Origin of the sequence: Haloplanus natans DSM 17983 (assembly GCF_000427685.1) — an archaeon.
Taxonomy (GTDB): domain Archaea; phylum Halobacteriota; class Halobacteria; order Halobacteriales; family Haloferacaceae; genus Haloplanus; species Haloplanus natans.
Genome location: NZ_KE386573.1, coordinates 900,667 through 921,661, shown reverse-complemented (window position 1 = coordinate 921,661; position 20,995 = coordinate 900,667). Strand labels below are relative to the sequence as shown.

At 66.9% G+C, this 20,995-nt stretch carries 17 protein-coding genes; 6 read left to right on the top strand and 11 right to left on the bottom strand.

Annotated features, from left to right (window positions below):
* Positions 1-23: 23 nt before the first annotated feature.
* Positions 24-1,097, bottom strand: coding sequence for a SipW-dependent-type signal peptide-containing protein (locus HALNA_RS06905; RefSeq protein ID WP_049935663.1), 1,074 nt, complete (start codon positions 1,095-1,097; stop codon positions 24-26).
* A 384-nt stretch (positions 1,098-1,481) separates the two neighbouring features.
* On the opposite strand from HALNA_RS06905, the gene HALNA_RS06900 reads away from it, so the two are divergent.
* The gene (locus HALNA_RS06900; RefSeq protein ID WP_049935662.1) at positions 1,482-2,018 is read left to right on the top strand and encodes a DUF7344 domain-containing protein; all 537 of its coding nucleotides are present in this window, start codon (positions 1,482-1,484) and stop codon (positions 2,016-2,018) included.
* 184 nt (positions 2,019-2,202) lie between these two features.
* Positions 2,203-2,829, top strand: coding sequence for a hypothetical protein (locus HALNA_RS06895; RefSeq protein ID WP_049935661.1), 627 nt, complete (start codon positions 2,203-2,205; stop codon positions 2,827-2,829).
* Between the two features lie 29 nt (positions 2,830-2,858).
* On the opposite strand, the gene HALNA_RS06890 is transcribed toward HALNA_RS06895, so the two are convergent.
* The 4 genes from HALNA_RS06890 to HALNA_RS06875 form a co-directional block, all read right to left on the bottom strand.
* A complete protein-coding gene (locus tag HALNA_RS06890) occupies positions 2,859-3,686 on the bottom strand; it encodes a hypothetical protein (protein ID WP_049935660.1) in 828 nt (275 codons plus the stop codon).
* A gap of 79 nt (positions 3,687-3,765) precedes the next feature.
* Positions 3,766-5,859: an STT3 domain-containing protein gene (locus tag HALNA_RS06885; RefSeq protein WP_049935659.1), complete on the bottom strand. Its 2,094-nt coding sequence runs from the start codon at positions 5,857-5,859 to the stop codon at positions 3,766-3,768.
* Positions 5,860-5,974: 115 nt separating this feature from the next.
* On the bottom strand, positions 5,975-7,393 hold the full coding sequence (locus HALNA_RS06880) for a sugar transferase (protein WP_084509939.1): 1,419 nt from the start codon (positions 7,391-7,393) through the stop codon (positions 5,975-5,977).
* 158 nt (positions 7,394-7,551) lie between these two features.
* On the bottom strand, positions 7,552-8,358 hold the full coding sequence (locus HALNA_RS06875) for an undecaprenyl-diphosphate phosphatase (protein WP_049935658.1): 807 nt from the start codon (positions 8,356-8,358) through the stop codon (positions 7,552-7,554).
* 71 nt (positions 8,359-8,429) lie between these two features.
* On the opposite strand from HALNA_RS06875, the gene HALNA_RS19870 reads away from it, so the two are divergent.
* Positions 8,430-8,603 (top strand): hypothetical protein, encoded by a 174-nt coding sequence (locus tag HALNA_RS19870; protein ID WP_157573473.1) that lies wholly within the window; start codon positions 8,430-8,432, stop codon positions 8,601-8,603.
* 194 nt (positions 8,604-8,797) lie between these two features.
* The gene (locus HALNA_RS06870; RefSeq protein ID WP_049937994.1) at positions 8,798-9,301 is read left to right on the top strand and encodes a GbsR/MarR family transcriptional regulator; all 504 of its coding nucleotides are present in this window, start codon (positions 8,798-8,800) and stop codon (positions 9,299-9,301) included.
* Here the strand turns inward: HALNA_RS06870 and HALNA_RS06865 are convergent, their stop codons facing one another.
* Both HALNA_RS06865 and HALNA_RS06860 read right to left on the bottom strand, forming a co-directional pair.
* Positions 9,302-9,853, bottom strand: a complete 552-nt coding sequence (locus HALNA_RS06865; RefSeq protein WP_049935657.1) for a hypothetical protein — start codon at positions 9,851-9,853, stop codon at positions 9,302-9,304.
* A gap of 46 nt (positions 9,854-9,899) precedes the next feature.
* Entirely contained in the window at positions 9,900-10,346 is a 447-nt protein-coding gene (locus HALNA_RS06860; RefSeq protein WP_049935656.1) for a VanZ family protein, read from the bottom strand.
* 129 nt (positions 10,347-10,475) lie between these two features.
* Here HALNA_RS06860 and mtnA point away from each other — a divergent pair, with 129 nt between their 5' ends.
* Positions 10,476-11,543: an S-methyl-5-thioribose-1-phosphate isomerase gene (gene mtnA / locus HALNA_RS06855; RefSeq protein WP_049935655.1), complete on the top strand. Its 1,068-nt coding sequence runs from the start codon at positions 10,476-10,478 to the stop codon at positions 11,541-11,543.
* Here mtnA and HALNA_RS06850 read toward each other — a convergent pair whose 3' ends face one another.
* The 4 genes from HALNA_RS06850 to HALNA_RS20850 are packed head-to-tail and all read right to left on the bottom strand — an operon-like array spanning position 11,544 to position 19,893.
* The gene (locus HALNA_RS06850; protein ID WP_049935654.1) at positions 11,544-11,969 is read right to left on the bottom strand and encodes a DUF4112 domain-containing protein; all 426 of its coding nucleotides are present in this window, start codon (positions 11,967-11,969) and stop codon (positions 11,544-11,546) included. It abuts the gene before it with no gap.
* Positions 11,970-12,008: 39 nt separating this feature from the next.
* Positions 12,009-13,226 carry an MFS transporter gene (locus tag HALNA_RS06845; protein WP_049935653.1) on the bottom strand — a complete coding sequence of 406 codons (1,218 nt, stop codon included), beginning with the start codon at positions 13,224-13,226 and terminating at the stop codon, positions 12,009-12,011.
* 56 nt (positions 13,227-13,282) lie between these two features.
* The gene (locus HALNA_RS06840; protein WP_049935652.1) at positions 13,283-14,275 is read right to left on the bottom strand and encodes a hypothetical protein; all 993 of its coding nucleotides are present in this window, start codon (positions 14,273-14,275) and stop codon (positions 13,283-13,285) included.
* The gene (locus HALNA_RS20850) at positions 14,272-19,893 is read right to left on the bottom strand and encodes a hypothetical protein (protein WP_049935650.1); all 5,622 of its coding nucleotides are present in this window, start codon (positions 19,891-19,893) and stop codon (positions 14,272-14,274) included. The genes HALNA_RS06840 and HALNA_RS20850 overlap by 4 nt, the downstream gene beginning before the upstream one ends.
* 203 nt (positions 19,894-20,096) lie before the next feature.
* Between HALNA_RS20850 and HALNA_RS19865 the strand changes: the two genes are divergently transcribed.
* Positions 20,097-20,990, top strand: a complete 894-nt coding sequence (locus HALNA_RS19865) for a cohesin domain-containing protein (RefSeq protein WP_049935649.1) — start codon at positions 20,097-20,099, stop codon at positions 20,988-20,990.
* The last annotated feature ends 5 nt before the right edge of the window (positions 20,991-20,995 follow it).

Sequence of the window (20,995 nt, the reverse complement as noted above, 5' to 3'; positions counted from 1 at the left end):
AAATGGGTCGATGTCGGACGCGATTACGAGGGCGTCTCCGCGTCGTCGTCGGTCTGCGGACCGAGATTCTCGTTGTTCATGCCGCTCCCGTCGTTGTGGCGGCACTGCTCGGTGTAGAAGCCGAGCGTGAACTCCGCGCTGTCGGACTGGATCTGGTTGCCGTGATCGACCGGGACCCACCACGCGAAGACAACCGAGTGTTCCGTATTGGCAGAGAAGCAACCCTGACTCCCCGTGCCGCCACCCGTTTCGGCATTCATGTTACCGGTGAGTGCTGTCCCGTTGGAACCTTCGATCATGCCCAGCACTTGTCGGAGGGATCCCGTTTTCACGGCTTCGAACGGCTCGGCTGGGTCCTTGTCCTGATAATTGTCTCCGTCATCGACCCAGACCGCCGCCTGCACGACATCGAGAAGCTCTACCACCGCTTCGCCGGATTCGCCGGCTTTCAGCGGGGGTTCTGCCTGCGTCCCCTCGACCTGATCCTCGTCTGGATCGTCGGCTTCAGGCTCGGTGACGCCATTCTCGCTTGCGTTCTGCAGTTCGCCGTTGATCCAGACGTAGCCGGGATTGTCACAGAGGATGAAATCGAAGGTGACCTCGCCGAAGTCACCCGGCTTCACGTCACCCAAGTCGATGACTGGCTTGGGAGCGTCGTCTGCCTGCGAGGTTGCCGTACCATTCGTACACGTAAGCGCTGTTTCGTCGTTGTACGATTCCGTCTCTGTGTTTTCGAGGAACTGTTCTGGGTTGTCGACCTCGATCAGCCACGCGTCGTTCGTCGGGAGGCCGGTGTACCCGCTCGTAAGGTCCGAGGCAGTGCCGGTCGTGTTCGGACCGCCGTCCCACATGTTGACATCGACATCGTCTTGAGTCGTCGTCGTGTCGCTGCCGTCCTCGTCGTCGCTCCAGTCCGAGTAGTGCGCCGAGTAGGAAACGCCCATATCGAGCGTCCCGGCCACGAGCGAGTTGTTCTCGAACGTCTCCTGGTCGCTGAAGTACGCGCTCGTGCCGAGTCCGGCGCCCGCCGACGCTACCCCGATGGTGCCGAGCGCGGCCAGTGCCTTCCGCCGTGAAATGTCGAATCGTTCGTCCATTGTGTCTCTCCCCCCGTGAGGGGACGCCCACCGGCGGAGTCGAACCGCCGTGACGACCGACGTGGGTGACCGGACACTGCTACACATAACACCTACCCATATAGCTAATCGCCAATTCGCTCACATAACGAGAGAATAATCCGAGTAAAGGTCCGATTACTCCTCGCACCACGTGACAAGAGGCTAACAGCTAGACACGCGCGGGTCGCACCCGCGCATTAACCAGTTGTTAACCGTATAGAAGCCTCGAAACCCGAGAAATACGGAGGAGGTATGTTCGTATAACCGGGAATTAGAATCCGATTCAGGCCCGGCCGTCCGCGGGGAAAGCTCCTGATAACTATGCCCTATTGTCGTGTTGGTCATCCTACCTGGTCGCTACACATGAACATCGGACTACTCCAGACGGACGAGGTACTTCCGGAGACGGACATCCACGACATCCTCCGGAACGACCGACGGCGGAACGTGATCAAGTGCCTCCAGGATCGGGGGAGCGAAGTATCGCTTCGCGATCTCGCGGAGCACATCGCCGAAATCGAGACAAGCGAGTCACCGCCGCCGAGCAACATCCGGGACAGCGTCTACGTCTCGCTCCACCAGACCCACCTCCCGAAACTCGACGACGCGGGAATCGTCGACTACGATAGCGACCGAAAGACGATCATCCTCAGGAAGTCCGCCCGCCAAGTCGACCTGTATATGGAGGTCGTCACACGTTACGGCGTCACGTGGGCGACGTACTACCGCGCACTCGGCACCATCTCGCTTCTCAGCATCGTCCTGGCCTCCACCAACACGCCGTTCGTCTCGGCGATCGATCCGCTACTGTGGGCGAGCCTATTTCTGATGATCATCGCCGTGTCGACGCTCTACCAGTTCTGGTCGCGGCGGTGGCTCTACCTCCAGCAATTGCTGTGATATCCCGACGCTGTCTGTCGACTAGTTCTCAGAGTCAATATCTTGGCCCGATCGTAGAGACCGATTTTGCTGCCGCTATAGATCTCCTAAGAGATTTAGATCTGCTATTATTGCACTGATTATTTTTTCTGATAATTTGAGAGACACAGTTATTTCGCTCTTCCGCCGATCAACGGGTATCGACATGAGTCAGAGTCACCCTGAAACGAAACAGGAGCAACCATCCATCCGGAACGTCGAGCCGTCCGCGTCGTTCATGGCAGACCAACTCTGTCAGGGTTTCATTAATCACGATCAACGGAAGCGTGAAGAGGCCGTAGAAGCGTTCGCAGCGGTCGATTCGCTACAGTTTCGGCATCTCGACGAAGACGAAGTGCACTGTGCAGCCGTCGGCTACGTCGACGCCCTGTGGGCCAAAGACGAAGTCGAAGACAGCTGTCGTATCGACGGTGAAATCGATCCGAACGCCATCGTCGAGGCCGACTGGTCCTCAGTTCGAGAAGCCTTCAGACGCCGGGCGGAAGCGGCTGGTATCGATCCGAAGTACGCCGACCTGACGACCGAAGCGTGGGTCCAACACAAAAGCGGCGGCGACTACTGGACGCCGACGATGCACGCGCAAATGCTCGAGCTCCGTGCCGCGCTCCAAGATCAAGCGTACCCGGACAAGCCCCGAAGCGGACAGGGTGGATTCGGTCCCGAACCGGTTCAGTATGCCCTCGGTATCGAGTATCACGACATCCGCCGGTGGGAAGCCGCACGGAACGCAATGATCCCGTACTTTCAGCACATTCTAGACGCGCACGAGTAGCGATCTAGCGTACACGACGGCGGCCGACCTCACTCCGCCGCCATCGCCTGTGGCGAGAACTGCGCCTCGAACACCCGCGCACCGCAGTCCTCACAGGTAGCGGCGATGACATCGATCGACCGACAGCACGATTCGACGGTGTCCTCACCGAGAGTCACCGGCCCGTCACACTCCGGACAGCGCTCCAACCACAGCCGGAGCGCGCCGAGAATTTCCGTGCGTTCGTCGAATCCGAGGCGGTGCCACGCCGGATGTCGCTCCCGGAACTCCGATTCCGCAGCGATGTCGGCCAGATACGCCGCCCGCGACTCCCACTGGCCGACCCGCGTGTCGTCGATGTACGCCTCGTAGGCGTTACCGTAGGATTCGATGCGAACCCGATCCGGCTCGATGTCGAGGCCCTCGAACAGCACGGCGACGCTGTCGTCCTCGTCGCCCCGCTCACGAAGGGATGCGATGCGGTCGTACCACGCGTCCTCGAACTCGTCGGTCAGGCAGAGATCCGTCCCGTCACGGCACTCCTCCACAGCCTCGACGTCCAGCAGGAACGCCTCGATGTCGGCGTCGTCCTCCACGGCCGGTGGCTCGGGTGGCTCGTACTTATCGAACAGCTTCAACACCGAATCGGGGAAGTAGCGTTTCGTCAGCGTCGGCGTCCCCGGGACCAGGTATCCCCGGAGATAGATGGCGGCGAGACACGTCGCGAACACGACGACGGCCGCCGGCGGGGAGACGGCTGCCACGAGACCGCCGACCACGACGGCGATGACGAGGTTGACGGCGGTGCACGGTACACATCGGTTCTCACCGGTGTACTCCGGCTGGCGGAGGCGATGCACGCGTTCACTGAAGGACATATGTTGATCGTATACACCGTCTCGCTGCTGATAGATAATTGCTCGTTAAGCACCGTATGGCGGTCGTTTCTCGGCGCAGTCAGTCGCCGAGGGTCACGGTTCCGCCCGTTCGCACGTCGCGTTCGGACACGTCGACGGTCGTCCCGTCCCGCCCGATTCGATACGTTCCCGGGTGGGCGACTCTCACTTCGAAACGACCGTCGGTGACCGTCGCCCGGCGGACGTACTCGAACTCGGCGCCCGGGATGGACACGTCGGCTTCGAGTCGGACGCGGTCCGTCTCCCCCGGCGCCCGGCCCCGAATCGTCGCGCCCGGAACGACGCGAAACACCTTGCGTGCGCCGTCGTCCGTCGCGAACATGGCCCGGAAATGGCCGACTCCGGCGATATTACTGATCGTTGCGCTCCCGAATCGGCTGTGGAGCGTCGACTGAATCGTCGAAGAGGGGATGAGGCCGAGATGCGGCAGATCACGAGTGACGACGAAGCCCACGCGGTCGGTGAACTCCTCGTACCAGTCGGGCGCGCTGTTCGAGTTCGAGAAGAGGAAGTCCTCGTACGTCCGTTCGGCGTAGCCGTACGACTCCGCTTCCCCGTTCACGAAGTAGTTGTAGACGCGGTTTCGCCCCCACTTGCTGAGGACGTAGCTCTCGGGATACGGGATGTCGTGGTCGTCGACGTACCCGGTGATCCAGCGGGCCGCCTCGTATGTGGCGTCGGTGATGACGAGTCGTCGGTCGATGAGCGCGGCGTAGAGCGAGCCGGAACCGACGGCCACGCCCGCGAGGCCGGCGAGAAGTGCCACGCGCGTTCGGTCGGGAACGACGAGTTCGTCCTCACCACTGCCGTCGGCAGCGACGGCCGTGGCGGCGGCCTCCCCGCTGTCGGCCCGACGCGGAACGGGTGGCCGCACGAGGTCGAACCACGACGCGAGCAACACGAAGCCGACGCCGCCGAGGATGGCCGCGAAGGGCGCGAGTTCGCCACCGAAACGGCGCTGGAGTCCCGCCAGCACGCCGAAGTGGATGGTGTAGATGGCGACGACGAACCAGCCGGGTTCGAGTCGTTGCCAGCCCCACTTGGCCGCAAAGAAGAGCATCGGCGCGGCGAGCACGGACGCGAACCCGAGGATGACGAGCACGCCGACTGCGCCGTAGTTGGCGCCGACGCCGGCGAGTTCGGCTGCCTGCGTCGAGCCGAAGAACTCGAGGCCGGAATCCAGTTCGCTCGCGATGGCCGGAATCCGCCAAACGGCGACGACGGCGGCGGCACCGAGTCCGGCCTCGGCCACCGCGAGCCGCGTCCACGACCCGTCGAGTCGACGGATCGCGACGACGAGCGCCAGCAGTCCCACGCTCCCAAGCGCCAACAGGTCGAGCGCGTAAATGACGGCCTCGAACTGCCACCCGAGGAGCAGATGGACGAGGTGGGCGAGCGCCGCCCCGAGGACGAGGCCGGCAGTGACCGGCGCGAGTCGCTCGGGACCGGGTCGCCGAATCTCGACCAGCGCCGCGAGTGCGAGTCCCGGCGCCAGCGGAAGCAGGAGAAGCGGCGACGCCTCCCAGGAGAGCGCCTGCGCGGCGACGCCGAGGGCGAGACCACCGGTCGCGAGCCACGTCCGCCGGTCGCGCTCGCTCCGCGCGAGCAGTTCGATCACCGCCAGCGCCGTCAGCGCGAGCCACACGTAGTCGAACGCGTGGTGGTCGGCGACGCCGAGCGCGGTTCGGTAGGCGTGGGCCGGCGTGACGGCCAGTAACCCGGCTGCGGCGAGGCCGACCCGCGCGTCGTCGGTGAGTCGTGTGGCGGCACCGTACACCAGCGCGGCGGTGATCACGGCCGCGACCACGGGGTACCAGGCGACGACGAACCCCGATCCCCAGGTTCCCGGACCGAATGGCCACGCCGCGACCGCGAGCGTCGCCACGAGCAGCGGTTCGCCGCGTAGCGCGCGGTCCGGTAAGGACGGAAGTACCCCGTTCAGCAGCGACTGGTCGACCATATAGCGGTAAAAATAGGGATCGTTCGAGGGGAGAACGATCCAGTCGTCGCGAAACACCTCCATGACCGTCGGGAGGCGGACGAGGACGACCAGAGCGAGGGCAAGGAGGAGAGCCGTCCGGACGCGGATCCGGCGGCGGTCGTCGGACGCGCCACCTGTCGGCGGCTCACTCATCCCGGACGCCTCCACACGGTGTCGGTTCGTCCCCCAGCATTCGTTCGAGTGGTGTGGTCACAGCTACATATAGTCGACTGGTAGAGGGATCGCGACCGAGTGCACGCATGGAGTGTTATCTGAGAGTCGTCAGGGCATCGGTGAACGCCATCCAGAGCTGTCGAAGGACGATTCGGATGTCGAACCAGAACGACTGGTTCCGGATATACGCCACGTCGTAACGGAGTTTCTCGGTGGGATCGGTGCTCGTCACGCCGTTGATCTGTGCGAGTCCGGTGAGGCCGGGCTTGACGAACCAGCGCTGGCGCCACGAACTGATCTCGGACTCGATTTCGGCCTCCTCGTCGACCCACGCCGCCCGGGGACCGACGACGCTCATCCGTCCACTGAGGATCGTCAGTAGCTGGGGAATCTCGTCGAGATGCGTCTTTCGGAGGAAGCGGCCGACGCGGGTGATCCGGTCGTTCTGCTCGTCGTCCATCGGCGTCGCGGACTCTCCCTCCGGAACCATCGTCCGGAACTTGTAGGCGGTGAAGGTGTCGCCGAACTCGGCGGTTCGCTGCTGTGCGTAGAGGATCGGTCCGCCGTCGTCGAGCTTGATCGCGGTAGCGATGAGGAGCATCACCGGCGTGAGAACGAGCAACCCGGTCACCGCGAAGGCGATGTCGAACGCACGCTTGAGGACGTGGCTCTGCCAGTCCCAGGGTTCGACATCGATGTCGACCAGATCCCCCGTCTCGACGCCGGTCGTCAGCACCGTATCGGCGTGCCGGTGGTGGACTTTGGCGCTCACGCCCATTCGGTGGCACGTATCGAGGGAGCCGAAGAACTCCTCCTGGTCCGGATACTCGAAGGCGAAGACGACGGTGTCGATGTCGCGTTCGACGAGGACATCTTCCAGCCGGGCGAGTCCACCGAGACAGGCCGCGTCCGGGACGGCCGTCGTGTCGACGGTCCCGCCGTCGGGGGTCACGATGGCGGGGGCGCCGATGTCGGACGCCCGGCGGAACCGAGCCGCGAACGAGGAGATGTACCCCTCGACGGGGACGTTCGTCTCCCGAATGACATCCCGAATCGTCGACGGATCGTCGCCGACGACCACCGTCCGATCGGGGTCGACACGCGGACTCCGGCGGATGACGACGAACCACGCGGGCAGGAGGAGGCCCATCGTGAGCGTGGCGAGGACGAGCGTCGTCCGGGGGAGGCGGTACGTGTAGTCGAAGTAGCCGACGGCAGCGATGGCGACGGCGGCGAGAAACACCCGTCGCTCGACGAGCATGATCGTATCCAGAACACGGCGCGGCCGCGGCTTGAATAGCGGGACGAGGGCGCCGAGAACGACCAGCAGCGTGGTCGCGATGGCGAGCGAGAGGTCGCCGTTGGAGAGCGTCGTCGCCGGCAGACGAGCGAACACCGGGACCAGATCCGTCAGCCGCTGTGCGGCCGGATGGTTCGCGACGCCGACACTTCCCACTGCGAGTGCCGTAGCCCCCATCCCACTGATAAGCCGGTAACGCCACCCCGAGAGCATTACCAGAGGAGTATGCATACAGCTATTTGGTTAGTTAGTTGTTAACCGTGTCTCTTGACGCTGGTGGCCGATTCGCGCCACGAGGTAATCCGAGCTTACGGACCGAGTCGGAAAGGTAGGGTGCGCGTAATACCGTACGACCGACAGTTAATCCCGCGTTAAATCAGTAGCCCGCCGGCGATAGCGAGGCCACCCAGCCCGACACAGAGGCTCCAGACCGCAACCCGGCGGACGACCCGCATCAGCAGGTCGATGGTCGCGTAGCCGACGACGGCGGCGACGACGAGTGCGACGAGGCCAGCGGTCGGCGAGACGCCGATACCGCCAGCCCGGACGACGCCGACACCGCCGCCGATGAGTGCGGCGGGGATGCTGAGCAGGAAGGAGAGTCGAAACGACGCCGGGCCGTCGTGGCCCCGCAGGAGGAGGGCGCTGGTGGTCGTCCCGGAGCGGGAGACGCCGGGGAGGATGGCGAGGCCCTGCAGGCCGCCGACGAGGACGGCGTCGAGGGCGTTCGGCGTCTCCCGTGTCGACAGCGAGTGCGCGTCCGCGAACCGCTGGAGGACCCCGGTGGCGACGAGGAGGGCGCCGATGAGCGCGACGAACGCCCCGCCGGTCAGTTCGGTCACGAGCGCTTCGAGCGCCAGAAGCGCCACGAGTCCCACGGCCGACGAGGCGGCGGTGGCGAGGACGACGAAAGAGAGCGTCGCCGTCTCGCCGTCGAACGCCGAGGCCGGGCGGAACGCGGGCCACGACGCCAGCGCAGTGCGGACCTCCTCGCGGTAGTACGCGCTGGCCGAAACCGCCGTCCCGAGGTGGACGAACAGGGCGTAGGAGACGGCGACACCGGGGGCCGTACCGAGCGCCGTGAGCGCGATAGCGATGTTCCCCTCGCTGGAGATGGGGAGCCACTCGAACACCCCTTGGAGGAGCCCCACGACGACGGCGACGAGATGCGGGTCCATACCGGGGGAAAACTGTCAGGGGTTATAGAAGCGGCGGTGGTCGGGGGCTACGCGGGCCGACGAACCCGGCCGTGACCCATCGGGGAGCGGGCCGAGCGGCCGAGCCGTCGGCCGCACAGTACGAGCAGTGCCGCCACGGGGACGACTGGATGGACGAGCACGAGAAGCGGAACGACCAACAGGGCGGTCAGAAACGGGTCGCTCTCGGTTCGGTCGGCGAGCCGTTCACATCGGGCACGAGTTGACGGTGTCATGGGTGGGGGATCGACCGGCGGCGCGGGGAGGAGCGTGTGAGGGCCGAAGCGGGGGAGATGCCGCCGGATGAGCCGCTTGTTTTGTTTGTTCGGCTCATCCCGAACGAACAGACCAAACGATTTAATACTTACGGTCCGTCGGATGGAGACGTGAACCTACGGCGTACCGAACGCGGGTGGCGACGATGACCGGGGACGACGCCGACGCGGTCCGACGCGACGTGATCGAGTCGATGGAGCGGTCGGCCGAGGTGTACGGGTTGAGTCGAAGCGCCGGCCGCGTCTACGGCGTTCTCTACTTCGCGTCGGCCCCGCTCTCGATTCCGGAACTGGTCGAGGAGACGGGCTACGCGAAGTCGACGATCAGCAACGTGACGCGGAAACTCACGCGAATCGGTCTGATCCGCCGTCGGTCGAGCGGTGGTGGCGGCCGGCGGGTCCAGTTCGAGCCCGAAACCGACCTCTGGCTCGTCGTCCAGGACGTGTTCGGGCAGTACGTGGCACGGGAGATGGGGACGACCCGCCGGACGCTCGACCGGGCACAGGACCGCCTCGACCACGAGGGCACCACGTACGACCGCGTGGCCGCGCTGGCGGCGACGTACGACGAGTTCGAGACGCTGCTCGAACTCGCGATGGATCACTCGGTCGCCGAACTGATCGCGGCCATCGAAGCCTACGACGAGTAGCTACCAGGAGACGGTGTAGACGCAGGCGTCGTCGCCGTCGCGTCGACACCGGTCGCCGCGTTCCTCGACGACGACGAACGACTCGACCGGCGCGTAACGACGAGCGACGGCCCGAATCAATCCCCGGTCGAACTCACAGGGGTACGGGTTCTCGCAGGTTAGCTCGCCGGTTCGCTCGCCGACCGCCTCGAAGTCGTAGGAGCCGATGTCGCCGCCGCGATGGTTGCGCTGGTAGGCATCGTCGATAGCCCGCAGGCCCGCTTCGACCGACTGGACACCCGTCGGCCATTCGGCTACGTCCGGAATCTGTTCCCCGAGTCGATCCAGGATGTGCGGTTCGAGCTCCGCGGCGATGACCTCGAACGCCCCCAGCCACGCCTGCTGGGGGTACCACTCGTCGGGCGACGGGTCGTCGATACCGTTGGTCGCAAGGGCGTCGAACGCCGTTTCGCGGTAGGCGTCGGAGAATCTGGAGAGGGCGTCGTCGGCGACGGCGAGGATCGTCCGGCCGTGGACTTCCACGTCCGCGTCGAAGGCCTCGTAGGGAGCCATCCGTACGTGATTCGTGAGGGGCAACGGCATATAGGTTGGTGGAACGCTACTCGAGCGGCGGCCGCAGCGACGCGAGCCGTCGACACCGATAGAACCGGACGCGCCTGACGAGCAGTTTCCACCCGGCTACCGCCACCGCGGCGCCAGCGGCGTTGACCAGGATGTCCGCCGTATCGAACGTCCGGTAGGCGATGGTCGACTGGAGCAGTTCGATCCCGGCACCGTACGCCGTCGCGAACACGAACGCGGCACAGAGCACCTGCCAGTCCGGCCGGGGGGAGGTCTGGAGGGCGTACGTCAGAACGACGGCCAGCCCGGCATAACCGATGGCGTGAAGCCACGTCGACTGCGGGACGAGTCCGAAGGGGCCACGGATCGGTCCCGTGGCGGACGGGCGGACGACCGAGAAGACGAGAAGGGTCACGAGCGTCGCGACCACGAGGAGCCAGCGGACTGACCCGGGAACGAGTGGCAGTTTGAGTCGACCGACCATACGCCACCCACGTGACCGGGCGGCAAAACGTCGGGTGGTCGCGTCGACCGGATCGGCGGCGGTGAGGTCGCCGGTCCAACGGATCGGGACGGCGAGCGGGTTAAGACGCGTGCCCCGCTATCACGACACATGAGAACGATCGAGTGGGACGACGAGCGCGACTGCATCGCGATGGTCGACCAGACGAAACTTCCGGGCGAGTATACGACGTACCACGCCGAGACGGTGCCACAGCTGATCGAGAGCATCGAGCGGCTGCGAATCCGCGGCGCCTCGGGACTCGGCGCGGCCGGCGCCTACGGCGTCGCCCTCGCCGCGCGCCGCACCGACGCCGAGTCGTTCGAGGCGTTCGTCGACTCCGTGTCGGCCGACGCCGAGGCCATCGCCACCGCACGCCCGACAGCAGTGAACCTCTCGCGTGAAGTGGACTCGCTGCTCGGCGTCCTTCGGGGCTGTACGTCGATCACCGAGGCACGAGAGCGGACGCTCGCGGCCGCCGAGGAGCTCGCCGACGTGGACGTGGCGCGAAACAAGCGGTTGGGCGAACACGGCGCCGGCCTTCTCGACGACGGCGACACGGTGATGACCCACTGCAACGCCGGCGCCCTCGCCACGGTCGACTGGGGGACGGCGCTCGGGGTGGTCTACTCCGCGAAGGAGGCGGGCAAGCGGGTCGACGTGATCGCCAACGAGACCCGGCCGCTGAACCAGGGGTCGCGCATCACGACCGTCGAACTCCAGGAGCGGGGCGTCGAGACGACGCTCGTCCCCGACAACGCCAGCGGGCTGTGCATGCAACGGGGGATGGTCGACGCGGTGATCGTCGGCGCCGACCGGGTCGTCCTCGACGGCGGCGAGGAGTTCGGCGACCAAGGAGTCGTCTTCAACAAGATCGGGACGTACAAACACGCCGTCCTCGCCGATCGCCACGACGTGCACTTCATCGTCGCCGCGCCCCACGCGACGATCGACACCGAGCGACGCGCCGACGAGGTAGAGATCGAGGAGCGCAACGGCGACGAACTCCGGGAGATCTACGGGACGCGGAACGCACCGCCGGAGACGCCGGTGTACAACCCCGCCTTCGACGCGACGCCGATGACCCTCGTCGACTACCTCGTCACGGAGACGGGGGTGTACGAACCGCCGCTCGATCGCGCGACCTTCGAGGACGCGGCGGATCGAGCGACCGTGTGACTACTCGATATCGACCTCGACGGCGGTTCGAGACGACGCCCCGTCGGCGTCGGCCAACTCCGCGAGTGCGAGACGAAAATTTCGCGTGTTGGCCCGCCACACGGCGTCGAACAGGTCGCCGACGACGGGGATCGATCCCCCGATCACGTCGACGCAGACGTTCGCGAGCATCCCGAGCAGGGTCGTGGGCGAGACGCCGAGGCGGGCCGATTCGGCGACGATGTACAGCGAGAGGACGCCGCTCGCGGCGTCGCCCGCGACCGGGAGGAGGCCGAGCAACGGGTCGAGCCCGATACGGACCGTCGTTCCCGGTATTCGCACACTGTCGTCGAGAACGCGCGCCACGAAGCGCATCCGCCGCACGGCCGCCCGGTCGACCGACGCGGGCAGGTCGTCGAGTCGCACGTCGAAGGGATCGTCGCTCATAGGCGTACGTCGGCGGCGCGGGGTATAACGTTCGTGGCGTTACTCCCCGGTCGGCAGGCCGGCATAGCAGACGACTGCCACCGCGGTGACGCCGCCGAGCGCGAGGAAGGCGGCGTCGAAACGGCCGGCGTCGGCCATCGCGCCGACGAACAGCGATCCCGTCGAGCCGACGAGAAAGAGGCAGGTGCGGAGAAAGCCCCAGACGGCGCCCTGTACGTCGGCTGGGAGCCGTGCCACGATGTAGGCGTTCGCCACGGGAGCGATGGCCATGCGGGTGCCGAGCAGGAAGACGAGGGCGGCCCACGCGAGGCGGCCGTCGACGACGGGGACCGCCAGCAGGGTGACGACGCCGAGGCCCGCGACGGCGACGAGGACGGTCCGGGCGCCGTAGCGATCCGCCGCGGAACCGATCCCGAGTTGACCCGCCGCACCCCCGACGAACAGGAGCGCGAAGATGGGGCCGGCCACGCCCTGTCCGATCCCCTCGGTGGTGACGAGGTAGGTGGGTAGAAAGGCGGTCAACCCCTGGAACGCGAAGAGGTAGAACATCACCCCCAGACCGGCGAGGAGGACGTTCCGGTTCCGGAGGGCACTCGGCAGGGAGCGAATCACCGTCCGGAGCGGCGGCGCGACCGTCCCGCCGTCGGCGCGCACCGACGCGTCGATGGGCTCCGGGAGCCTCGACCACGCGAGCGCGGCGACGGCGACGAACGCCGGCACCGTGCCGCCGACGAGGAGCCGCCACCCCAACGCGCCGACGGCCGCGCCCGCGACGAGGGGGATGACCGCGGAGCCGACACTCCCCGCCGCGAGCGTGATTCCGAACGCGGCGCCGTCGTTGCCGGGAAACGCTTTCGAGAGCGAGATGCCGCGGGCGGGGCCGTAGAGGCCGGAGCCGACCCCGAACGCCGCGGCCCCGAGCAGGAAGACGACGAAAATCGGCGCCGCCGCGAGGAGGGCGAGACTCGCCGCGCTGACAGCGAGACTCGCCGCGAGGACGGTCCGCTCGCCGATCCGGTCGGCGAGCAGGCCGGCCGGGAACTGCATCAGGGCATAACAGCCCCAGATGACCGATACCGCGAACCCGGCCGTCGTGTTGTCGAGTGCGAACGTCGCCTTCACTTGCGGGAGGAGCGTCGGGACGAGAAATCGGAGGCCGAGCGTGAACAACCAGCCGACGGCGACGGTGAGGAGGACCCAGCCGCGGCCGCCGCCGCGAAGGGGGGCGAGGGCGTCTCGGAGGGTGCGACGGAACACGTCGGTGACAGGAGGCGGGGCGTAAAGAGGGGCGTGAAGCGGTGGATGTTTGCCGGTTATCCGGATCGGACGCGGAACTGTTTGGCTATCGTCCGAACCTCGTCGGCAGCGGCCGTGTCGTCGATGCGGTCGGCAGCCCGGTCGAGTGCCGACTCGATCCGGTCACGCTGTGCGTCGTCGACGGCCTCGGCACCGACATCGGCGAACAACCGCGCGGCCGCGACGATAGCGTCGGGGTCGCGGTCTTTTGCGAGCGTCAGGGCGGCGTCGAGCGCCTCCTCTCGATCCACCGTTTCGAGAGCGTCGAGAGCGCGGGACCGCAGTTCCGGATCGTTCGACCAACAGACGTTCCGGAGGTACTGGCGAGCACGGTCGTCGGGAGCGTCACGGAGATGTCGCAGAACGTGTGTGCAGACGGCATCGCGGTGCTGGAGGAGCTGTCGGTAGGCGTCGGTGGCGTACTCGTCGTCGCGACGCCGGAGGTCGGCGACGAATTCGGTGAGGGCATCGGTTCCGGCGACGAACGCGACGAGGTGGTCGTTCCTCCGGCAGTCGAACACGAACGTCTCTACGTTCGCTCGCTCGACGGATGGTTCGTAGTCGTCCATCCGGCCGGCATCGTAGTACTCGACGCGCCGTTCGAGGTCGTGGAGTCCGACAGTCAGCGCCAGACGGTAGCAGTCGGTGGTGATATCGGCGTCGCGGAGGCGCTTCAGGTACGTCCGGCCCGCGGTGACGAACACCTCACAGAGGTGATCCGTCGCCACGGGGACGCTCACCTCCGGATCGCTGCCGTCGGTCACAGTCAACTGCACCGACTCGGCATCGTGGGGACGAACCTGTAGCCGGAGACGCCAATCGGCGAACCGGAGTAACGACGCCGAGTCACCACCCAGCACCGACGGGAGAGTGTACACGGCGTCGAGGAGGTCGGCCGAAGGGGCAGAGAAGGCGCCCTCGAACGCGTACGTATCCTCACCCGTCTCGACCCGGCACTCGACCGTCGTCGGTGTGGGATAGTCGAGTTCGAGCGTCGCGAACGCGGTCATGTATCGACGACAGAAGCCGGAGTACGTAACGCCGTCGTCCGAGGCGTGTCCGGCTGGATCGGGCGGGGCGACCGGAGCCGTTCGGTCGTTTCGTACGGGGCCTCCCAGCGCTGCCACCCGGATTCGGTCCACTCTTCCCATCGGCCCGCCTCCCAGTTGAAGCGTTTCACCGCGGGGCCGGCACGTGGATACGCGGTTCCGACCGTCGAGCCGTCGAGGTTGACCTGCATCTCGGTGATTCCGTTCCGGGGACTGTCGAACTCGACCCTGAAGCCGCCGGCGGCCGACGCCGACGAGCGCTCGATGGCCTCCCGGACGAGCGGCGCGAGTTCGTCGCGATTCAGATTCGACGGCAACTCGGCGGCCGGCGCACCGCCACGGGCGGGGACTTCCGCGCCCGACGGGAAGAACGTCGTCGGCTGGTCGGCACCCGAGTTGATCTCCGTCCCGTCGAAGTGACGCGCCTGGAGATGGTCGAAGCCGGAGTCGGGGGTCCCGGGAACCAGCGCGACTGGCTTGCCATCGGCCGTCTTGGCGACCATCCGAGCGTTCTGGAGGTCGATACTGTCGTCCAGTTCCATCATGTCGGCCGGGGTCAGACTGTTACTCGCCAAGTCGTCACGGCCGTTCAGCGCATGACGGATTCCGGCCTCGATGACCACGTCGCGGTCGGCCGAATCCATCTCGACCACCCGGATCAGTTGCTGTCCTTCGAGTTTGCGGACGAGCGTACTCGCCTCGCCGTCGGACGTGCCGACGAACCGAGCCAGGTCGGCCGTCGTCGCGTCGCTATCGCCGTTTTCGAGGACGGTTTCGCGAAGCTCGATGACGTTCCGCTCGTTGAGGTCACGGGCGAACCGTCCGAGGGCCGCCTCGCTGACGGTGCCGGCCTCTATCTCGTCGCCGAGCCGACGCAACTGCGACGCGTCGAACGTGTTCACGAGCCGGCTCCCGCCCTCGGTATCACTGGCGACGAGGCGTCTCGCGACGGCCGCAGCCTCGGAGTTGCCAGTCGCCTCGAGCTGGTCGATCCGCCGCACTGCGTCGCTGAGCTCGACGCGAGCGTCGGCATCGCCGGTCCGGTAGTACCGGTTGAACCGGCGGACGACCGTCCGGGCGTAGTCGGCGTTCCCGTCCGCGGCGCTCCCGACCACGTTCCGGACCGTCGCCGGATCGGCCCGCGAGAGGAAGCGCACGCCGTTGTCGCCGGTCGCCTTGAGCAGTCCGCGGGCGGCGCGCTTGTCGCCGATGTCGAGTTCGTCGTACCTGCGCAGCGCCGTCGCGAGTTCGTCGCCGTCGACGCTCCGGTCGTACGCCCGGGCGAAGCGCCACTGCGTCTCGGGGTCGTCGATCCGCAACAACACGCTCGCGGCCTCGTCGTCGGTCTCGGCGAGGGCTTCGAGCGCGCGCCGGGCGTTCGAGGGGTCGTTCGCGGCGTCGAACAGACCCGCGGCCTTGGTCGTCGGTGCGTCGACATCGACGCCGTCCAGCGCGTCCGGATCGAGTTCGTCGAACTGCTCGACGATCCGACCACGGTCGGCCTCGGGGACCCGACTCAACCGGGCGCTCAGCGTCCCCGTCCGCACGTCCGTATCGGGAAGGTTGTCGTCGATCTTGCCGGCACGACGCAACACGCCGGGTCGGATCCGGTTCGGCACGCGGTCGGGCACCGCGGAGTCGACGGCGTCGATCAACCGTTGGAACGACCGCGAGTTCTGGAGGAGCTTCTGGAAGGCGGCCGACTTGCCGACCGACGAGATGATCGAGGAGAGGATCTGCCCGGACAGGTAGCCCGTGAACCAGCCAAACTGGAAGGGGTTGTTCTCGGGTTCGGCCGGCTCGAACGGGTTGCGCGTGTCCTGCTTTTCTTGAATGGACTGGATTATCAACTGCGGGAGTTTCAGCAGGATCGCCGGGTTATCGAGCACCGTCTCGGCGAACTGTCGGATTTGATCGACGAACCCGAGCGGATCAGTGAGCAGATTGACAATGCCGATTATCGTCTCCGCGATAACGGTCGTGACACCCGAGGAGAACGCCATGACCCCGACGAAAGCGTTCTTGCCGGGATTGATCGGTAACTGACTGTACTTGTCGGCGGCGGCACCGAACGAGTCGGGGCCCTTGATCGTCCGGCGCTTGCTGGTGTCGTGGACGTCGATCGTCTCCACGTCCATCGTCGGGGGGACGAAGAAGCCGCTGATGCCGGTGATGATGCTGTCGACGGCGCCTCGCTCGACGTTGATGACCAGATTGCGGTACGTCTCCGCCGTCTCGCTGATCTCGGTGAGCTGGCGCTGCCGTTCGCCCTTCTTGTAGAAGTTGACCGTCGTGAACCCGCTCTGATCGGTGACGGCGAGCGAGATGGTGTAGCTCGTCCGCTGGACGTTGTTCGCGATGAACGAGATGGGCTCGACCGCCGGCGCCGTGTGGTCGTGGATGGTCGGATCGCCCCGCTCGTCGTCGAGGACTTCCTCGCCGTCGGTGTTGCCGTCGCCGTCGGAGTCGGCCACGCCCGGATTGGTGCCGGCGATCCGCTCGCGCGTGTCGTCCAGCCGGTCGCCGTCGGCGTCGGCCCGCAGGGGATCGGCGCTGACGTTCTGCTCGAACAGGACCGCGGTGGCGTTCCCGTCACCCTCCCGGGCCTCGGCGAACCGATCGCCCTGATCGGCGCTGGTCGCCAAGTACGTGTTCCAGCCGCGGCGCTCCTCGGGGTCGGTCAGGCCGTCGTCGTCGGAGTCGACGGCGTCGGGGTTCGAACGCACCACCGCGGGCGTCGTCCGGAGTTCGCCGTCGACGACCTCGCGGGTGAACTCGACCTCCTCGCCGTCGGGGATGCCGTCGCCGTCGGTGTCGTTGTCCCGTGGATCGGTCGAGAAGGTGTCGGCCGGGCCGGTCGGGAGCGTCCACGTCCGCTCCTCGATATCGTCGGGGATGCCGTCGTCGTCCGTGTCGAAAGAACTCCGCGCGATCAGCTGTGCGCGCAGGTTGACGCCGTCGGCGCTGAGGCTGACGCTCGCGTTCCCGGCCGCGAGCGAGGAGACATCGAGCACCTCGCTGACCGTCCCGACGGTCCCGATGGAGAGCGACCTGGTGACCCGTGCGCCTTCTGGACCGGTGACGGTGACGCTCGCGCTCGGATTCACGTCGGTCTGCTCGGTCTGATAGACGACCCGTACGTCCTCGGTGCCGTTGGCCAGCCGCGTCGAGAAGTCGAGCCGCCCCGAATCGCCGGCCGTTCCGTCGGTCCCGTCACCCGGAGCCTCCGGGACGTGGATCGTGATCGGTTCGTCGAGCGCGAGCGACTCGTTGCGCGGATCGGTCGCACGCCCGGTCAGGACCTGCCAGGCGTCGAGGCGACCGGAGGTCAGCGGCTCGGAGTACGCCTGCTCGTTGAACTTGGGCTCGATGGTGATCGACGTGTTCGTGAGGCCGCCGCGGAACGCGCCGCCGTCGGTGTTGTCGCGCGTCCACGTCCAGTCGGGCGAGGCGGCGCCGCCGCTGCGTCTGAAGTCGCCGCCGTCGTCGCGGACGACCCACGACCCCCGACCGGGGAGGCCCGAAAACTCGAACGACACCGCGGCGCCGGAGCCGTCGCGTGGCTTGTCGTGGACGACGACGAGGCTCAGGCCGTTCGGGCCGGACCAGAGGAACAGCCGGCTCGTGTCGCTTTTCGCGACCGGAAGCGGCGAGTTGATCTCCGCGGCACCGTAGTCGTAGAACCGCTCGATCGACTGTCCGTTGCTCAGGGGGACCACCTCGAGCGTGCGGTCGCCCTGTTCGATCCGGATCTGACGAGCGCTGGGCTCGCCGCCGAGGATGGCCGTCGTTTCGTTGCGGATTTCACAGGCGTCGGTGCAGGCGGTGACGTTCGTCTCGTTGAACCGGATCGGCTCGCCCACGTCGAGGCTGGTGGCGTTGACCCACTCGTCGGTGTCGAGGACGGTGAAATAGGAGAAGTCCTCGACGGTCGCCCGCGCGGTGCCGTTCTCGACGGTCGTCTCCAGCGGCGTCCACGTGTCGTTCGCGGAGCCGTTCCACGTATACACCGCGAGCGAGTCGTACTCGGACTCGGGCACCGCGTCGTCGACGGGGAGACTCACCGTCGCGTTCTCGAACGCGGAACGGTTGGTGATCCGAACCGTCGGCCCGGCGCGGGCGCCGACGCCCTCGAAGAACGCTTTCGGCGTGACGCGCACGCTCGCGGAGAGGTTCCCGCTCCCGCGGATATCGACGGTCGCCCCGGTTTCCGGGTCCGTCGCCGTCGTCTCGAACGTCTCGTTGCCGTCGAGGACGCCGTCGCCGTCCGTGTCCGCGACGAGGGGATCGGTGCCGAGGGGGGGTTCCGCGGGGTCGTCGAGGCCATCGTCGTCCGTGTCCGGCGTCGTCGGGTCGGTGCCGAGGTCGACCTCGCGGCCGTCGAGTAGGGTGTCGCGGTCGGTGTCGGCGCGGTCGACGAGCGTTCCGTACTCGTCCTCTTCGGTGCTGGTCAGGCCGTCGTCGTCACGGTCGGTCTCGCCGTCTGCCACCCCGTCGTCGTCGGAATCGGCGGCGAGCGGGTCGAACGCCCGGTGACGGTTCTCGAAGCCGTCGGTCAACCCGTCGCCGTCCGTGTCGTTGTCGAGAGGGTCGGTGCCGAGCGTGTACTCGCGGTAGTTGCCGAGCGTGTCGGCGTCGAAATCCTCCATCCCGTCGATGACGTCGTTGTCCGCCGTCTCGTACTCGACGACCCCGGTGGTACTGTCGTTGTTCGCCGGCGCGGTCCCGGTGACGTTTCGCTCGTAGTGGCCGGGCAGGCCGTCGTTGTCCCCGTCGTTGTCGAGGTAGGCGGGCATCCCGTCGTCGTCGCGGTCGGCGAGTCCCTCGGTGCCGTCAGGCACCCCGTCGCCATCCGCGTCGGGGTCGAGCCAGTTCGACGTGTCGTCGAAGTCCACGTCGTGGGTGTAGTTCGCGCCGTCGGTCACCTCGACGAGCGTCGCCACCCCGTCGCCGTCGTCGTCGGCGTCGCGGTAGTCGAGCATGCCGTCCCCGTCGGTGTCGGCGTCGCCCTCGCGGGCGTCGGTGGCGCCGTCGCCGTCGCTGTCACGGTCACGGGCGTCGATCGTTCCGTCCCCGTCGGTGTCGACCGCGCTCCCGTCGTTCGCCTCGACCGGGTCCGCCAGGCCGTCGTCGTCCGTGTCGACGGCGAAGGCGTTCGTCCCCAACTCGATCTCCCGACTGTTGTTCAGGCCGTCGCCGTCGGGGTCGGCCGACGACGGTTGGATCGCCCGGACGTACAGCCACTGCACGTCGCTCACGTCGGCAACCCCGTCGGCCGTGAAGTCGTAGCGAACCGTGTGGTTCCGGACGCTCTCGTTCGGGAGATGCGCGAGCAACGCCTGACTGTCGACGACGTCGAACGTCCCGTCGCCGTTGACGTCCTCGAAACGGCCGTCGCCGTTCGGATCGGTCGGCCGCCGCGCCCCGACGACCGGCGGAAGCGGTGTCTCCGGCCGGATCGGTGCGTCGTTGCCGACGATTCCGTCGTTACCGACCGGGGCGTCGTTGCCGACGATTCCGTCGTTACCCGCCTGTGCGAGCGAACCGGCCGGGACGTAGACCACGGCCGGCGTCAACATCAGAACGACCGCCAGGACCGCCGCTAGCCACCGGCGTGTTCGTGCCGAAAACGCCTGTCCTCCCCGTCGTGGGTCGTGTCTCCCCGCCACTCCACGGACACCTTGGTTGAAACACGCTTATTGACCAATCAGTTAATACTGTCGAATATCTGAGTTGATAATCCACAGTACATTTAACAGTATCGAATATCTGACCGAATACTATGGACGGGCGTGGGGAGTTCGCACGAATCTTGCTGATCGGGGTGTGCTGTCTCGGCGTCGTCGCCGGTGTCGTCGCCGGCGCGCCGACAACCGAGGTCATGCTGTCGCCGAAGGACGGTCCGGTACAGCCGGGCGAGACGGTGGAGTACGACGTGGTCGTCGAGGACGCGAGCGGCGGGGTCGGGTCGTTCAACGTCACGGTGCGGACCAACGACAGTTCGGTCCTCGAAATCCGAGACGTAACCTACGACGACTCGGCGGCGTACACGCACGCCGCGAACGGGTCGAGGGAGGTGCGTCTCGCCGCAACGGGGATGGACACGCTCGACACCGGCCCGGTGACCGTCGCGACGGTGACGATGGAGGCGAACGACTTCGGAACGGCGCGGCTCTCGATTTCGGTCACGGCGCTCGGTGACGAAGACGGGGACCCGTACACGGTGACCGACGAACAGGACCGGACGCTGGCGGTCGAACCGGAACCGACTCCCGAACCGACCCCCGAACCGACCCCCGGACCGACTCCCGAACCGACCCCGGACGACGGCGGGGACGGAGCGAACGTGGTCGAGTCGGATAGCGGTGGCGGGGGCGGGAGCGGCGGGGACGGCACCGAGGCGGAACCGACCCCCGAGGACGCGACGCGGACCACCGTGTCGACGCCGGCGTCCACCGCGGAACCGACGCCGGCGCCCACGGCGGAACCGACACCGAGAGCGGGACCCACGCCAGGGGCGACGCCGACGGTCGAGGAAGTTGACCCGACGACGGAGACGACGACGCAGGAAACGGAGCCCGGCGGGTTCGAGGCGCGGACGCTGGCCATCCTCGGATTGGGTCTTCTGGCCCTCGTCGTTGCGGTGGTCGTCCTGCGACGGCAAGGATGGCTCTGAGCCAG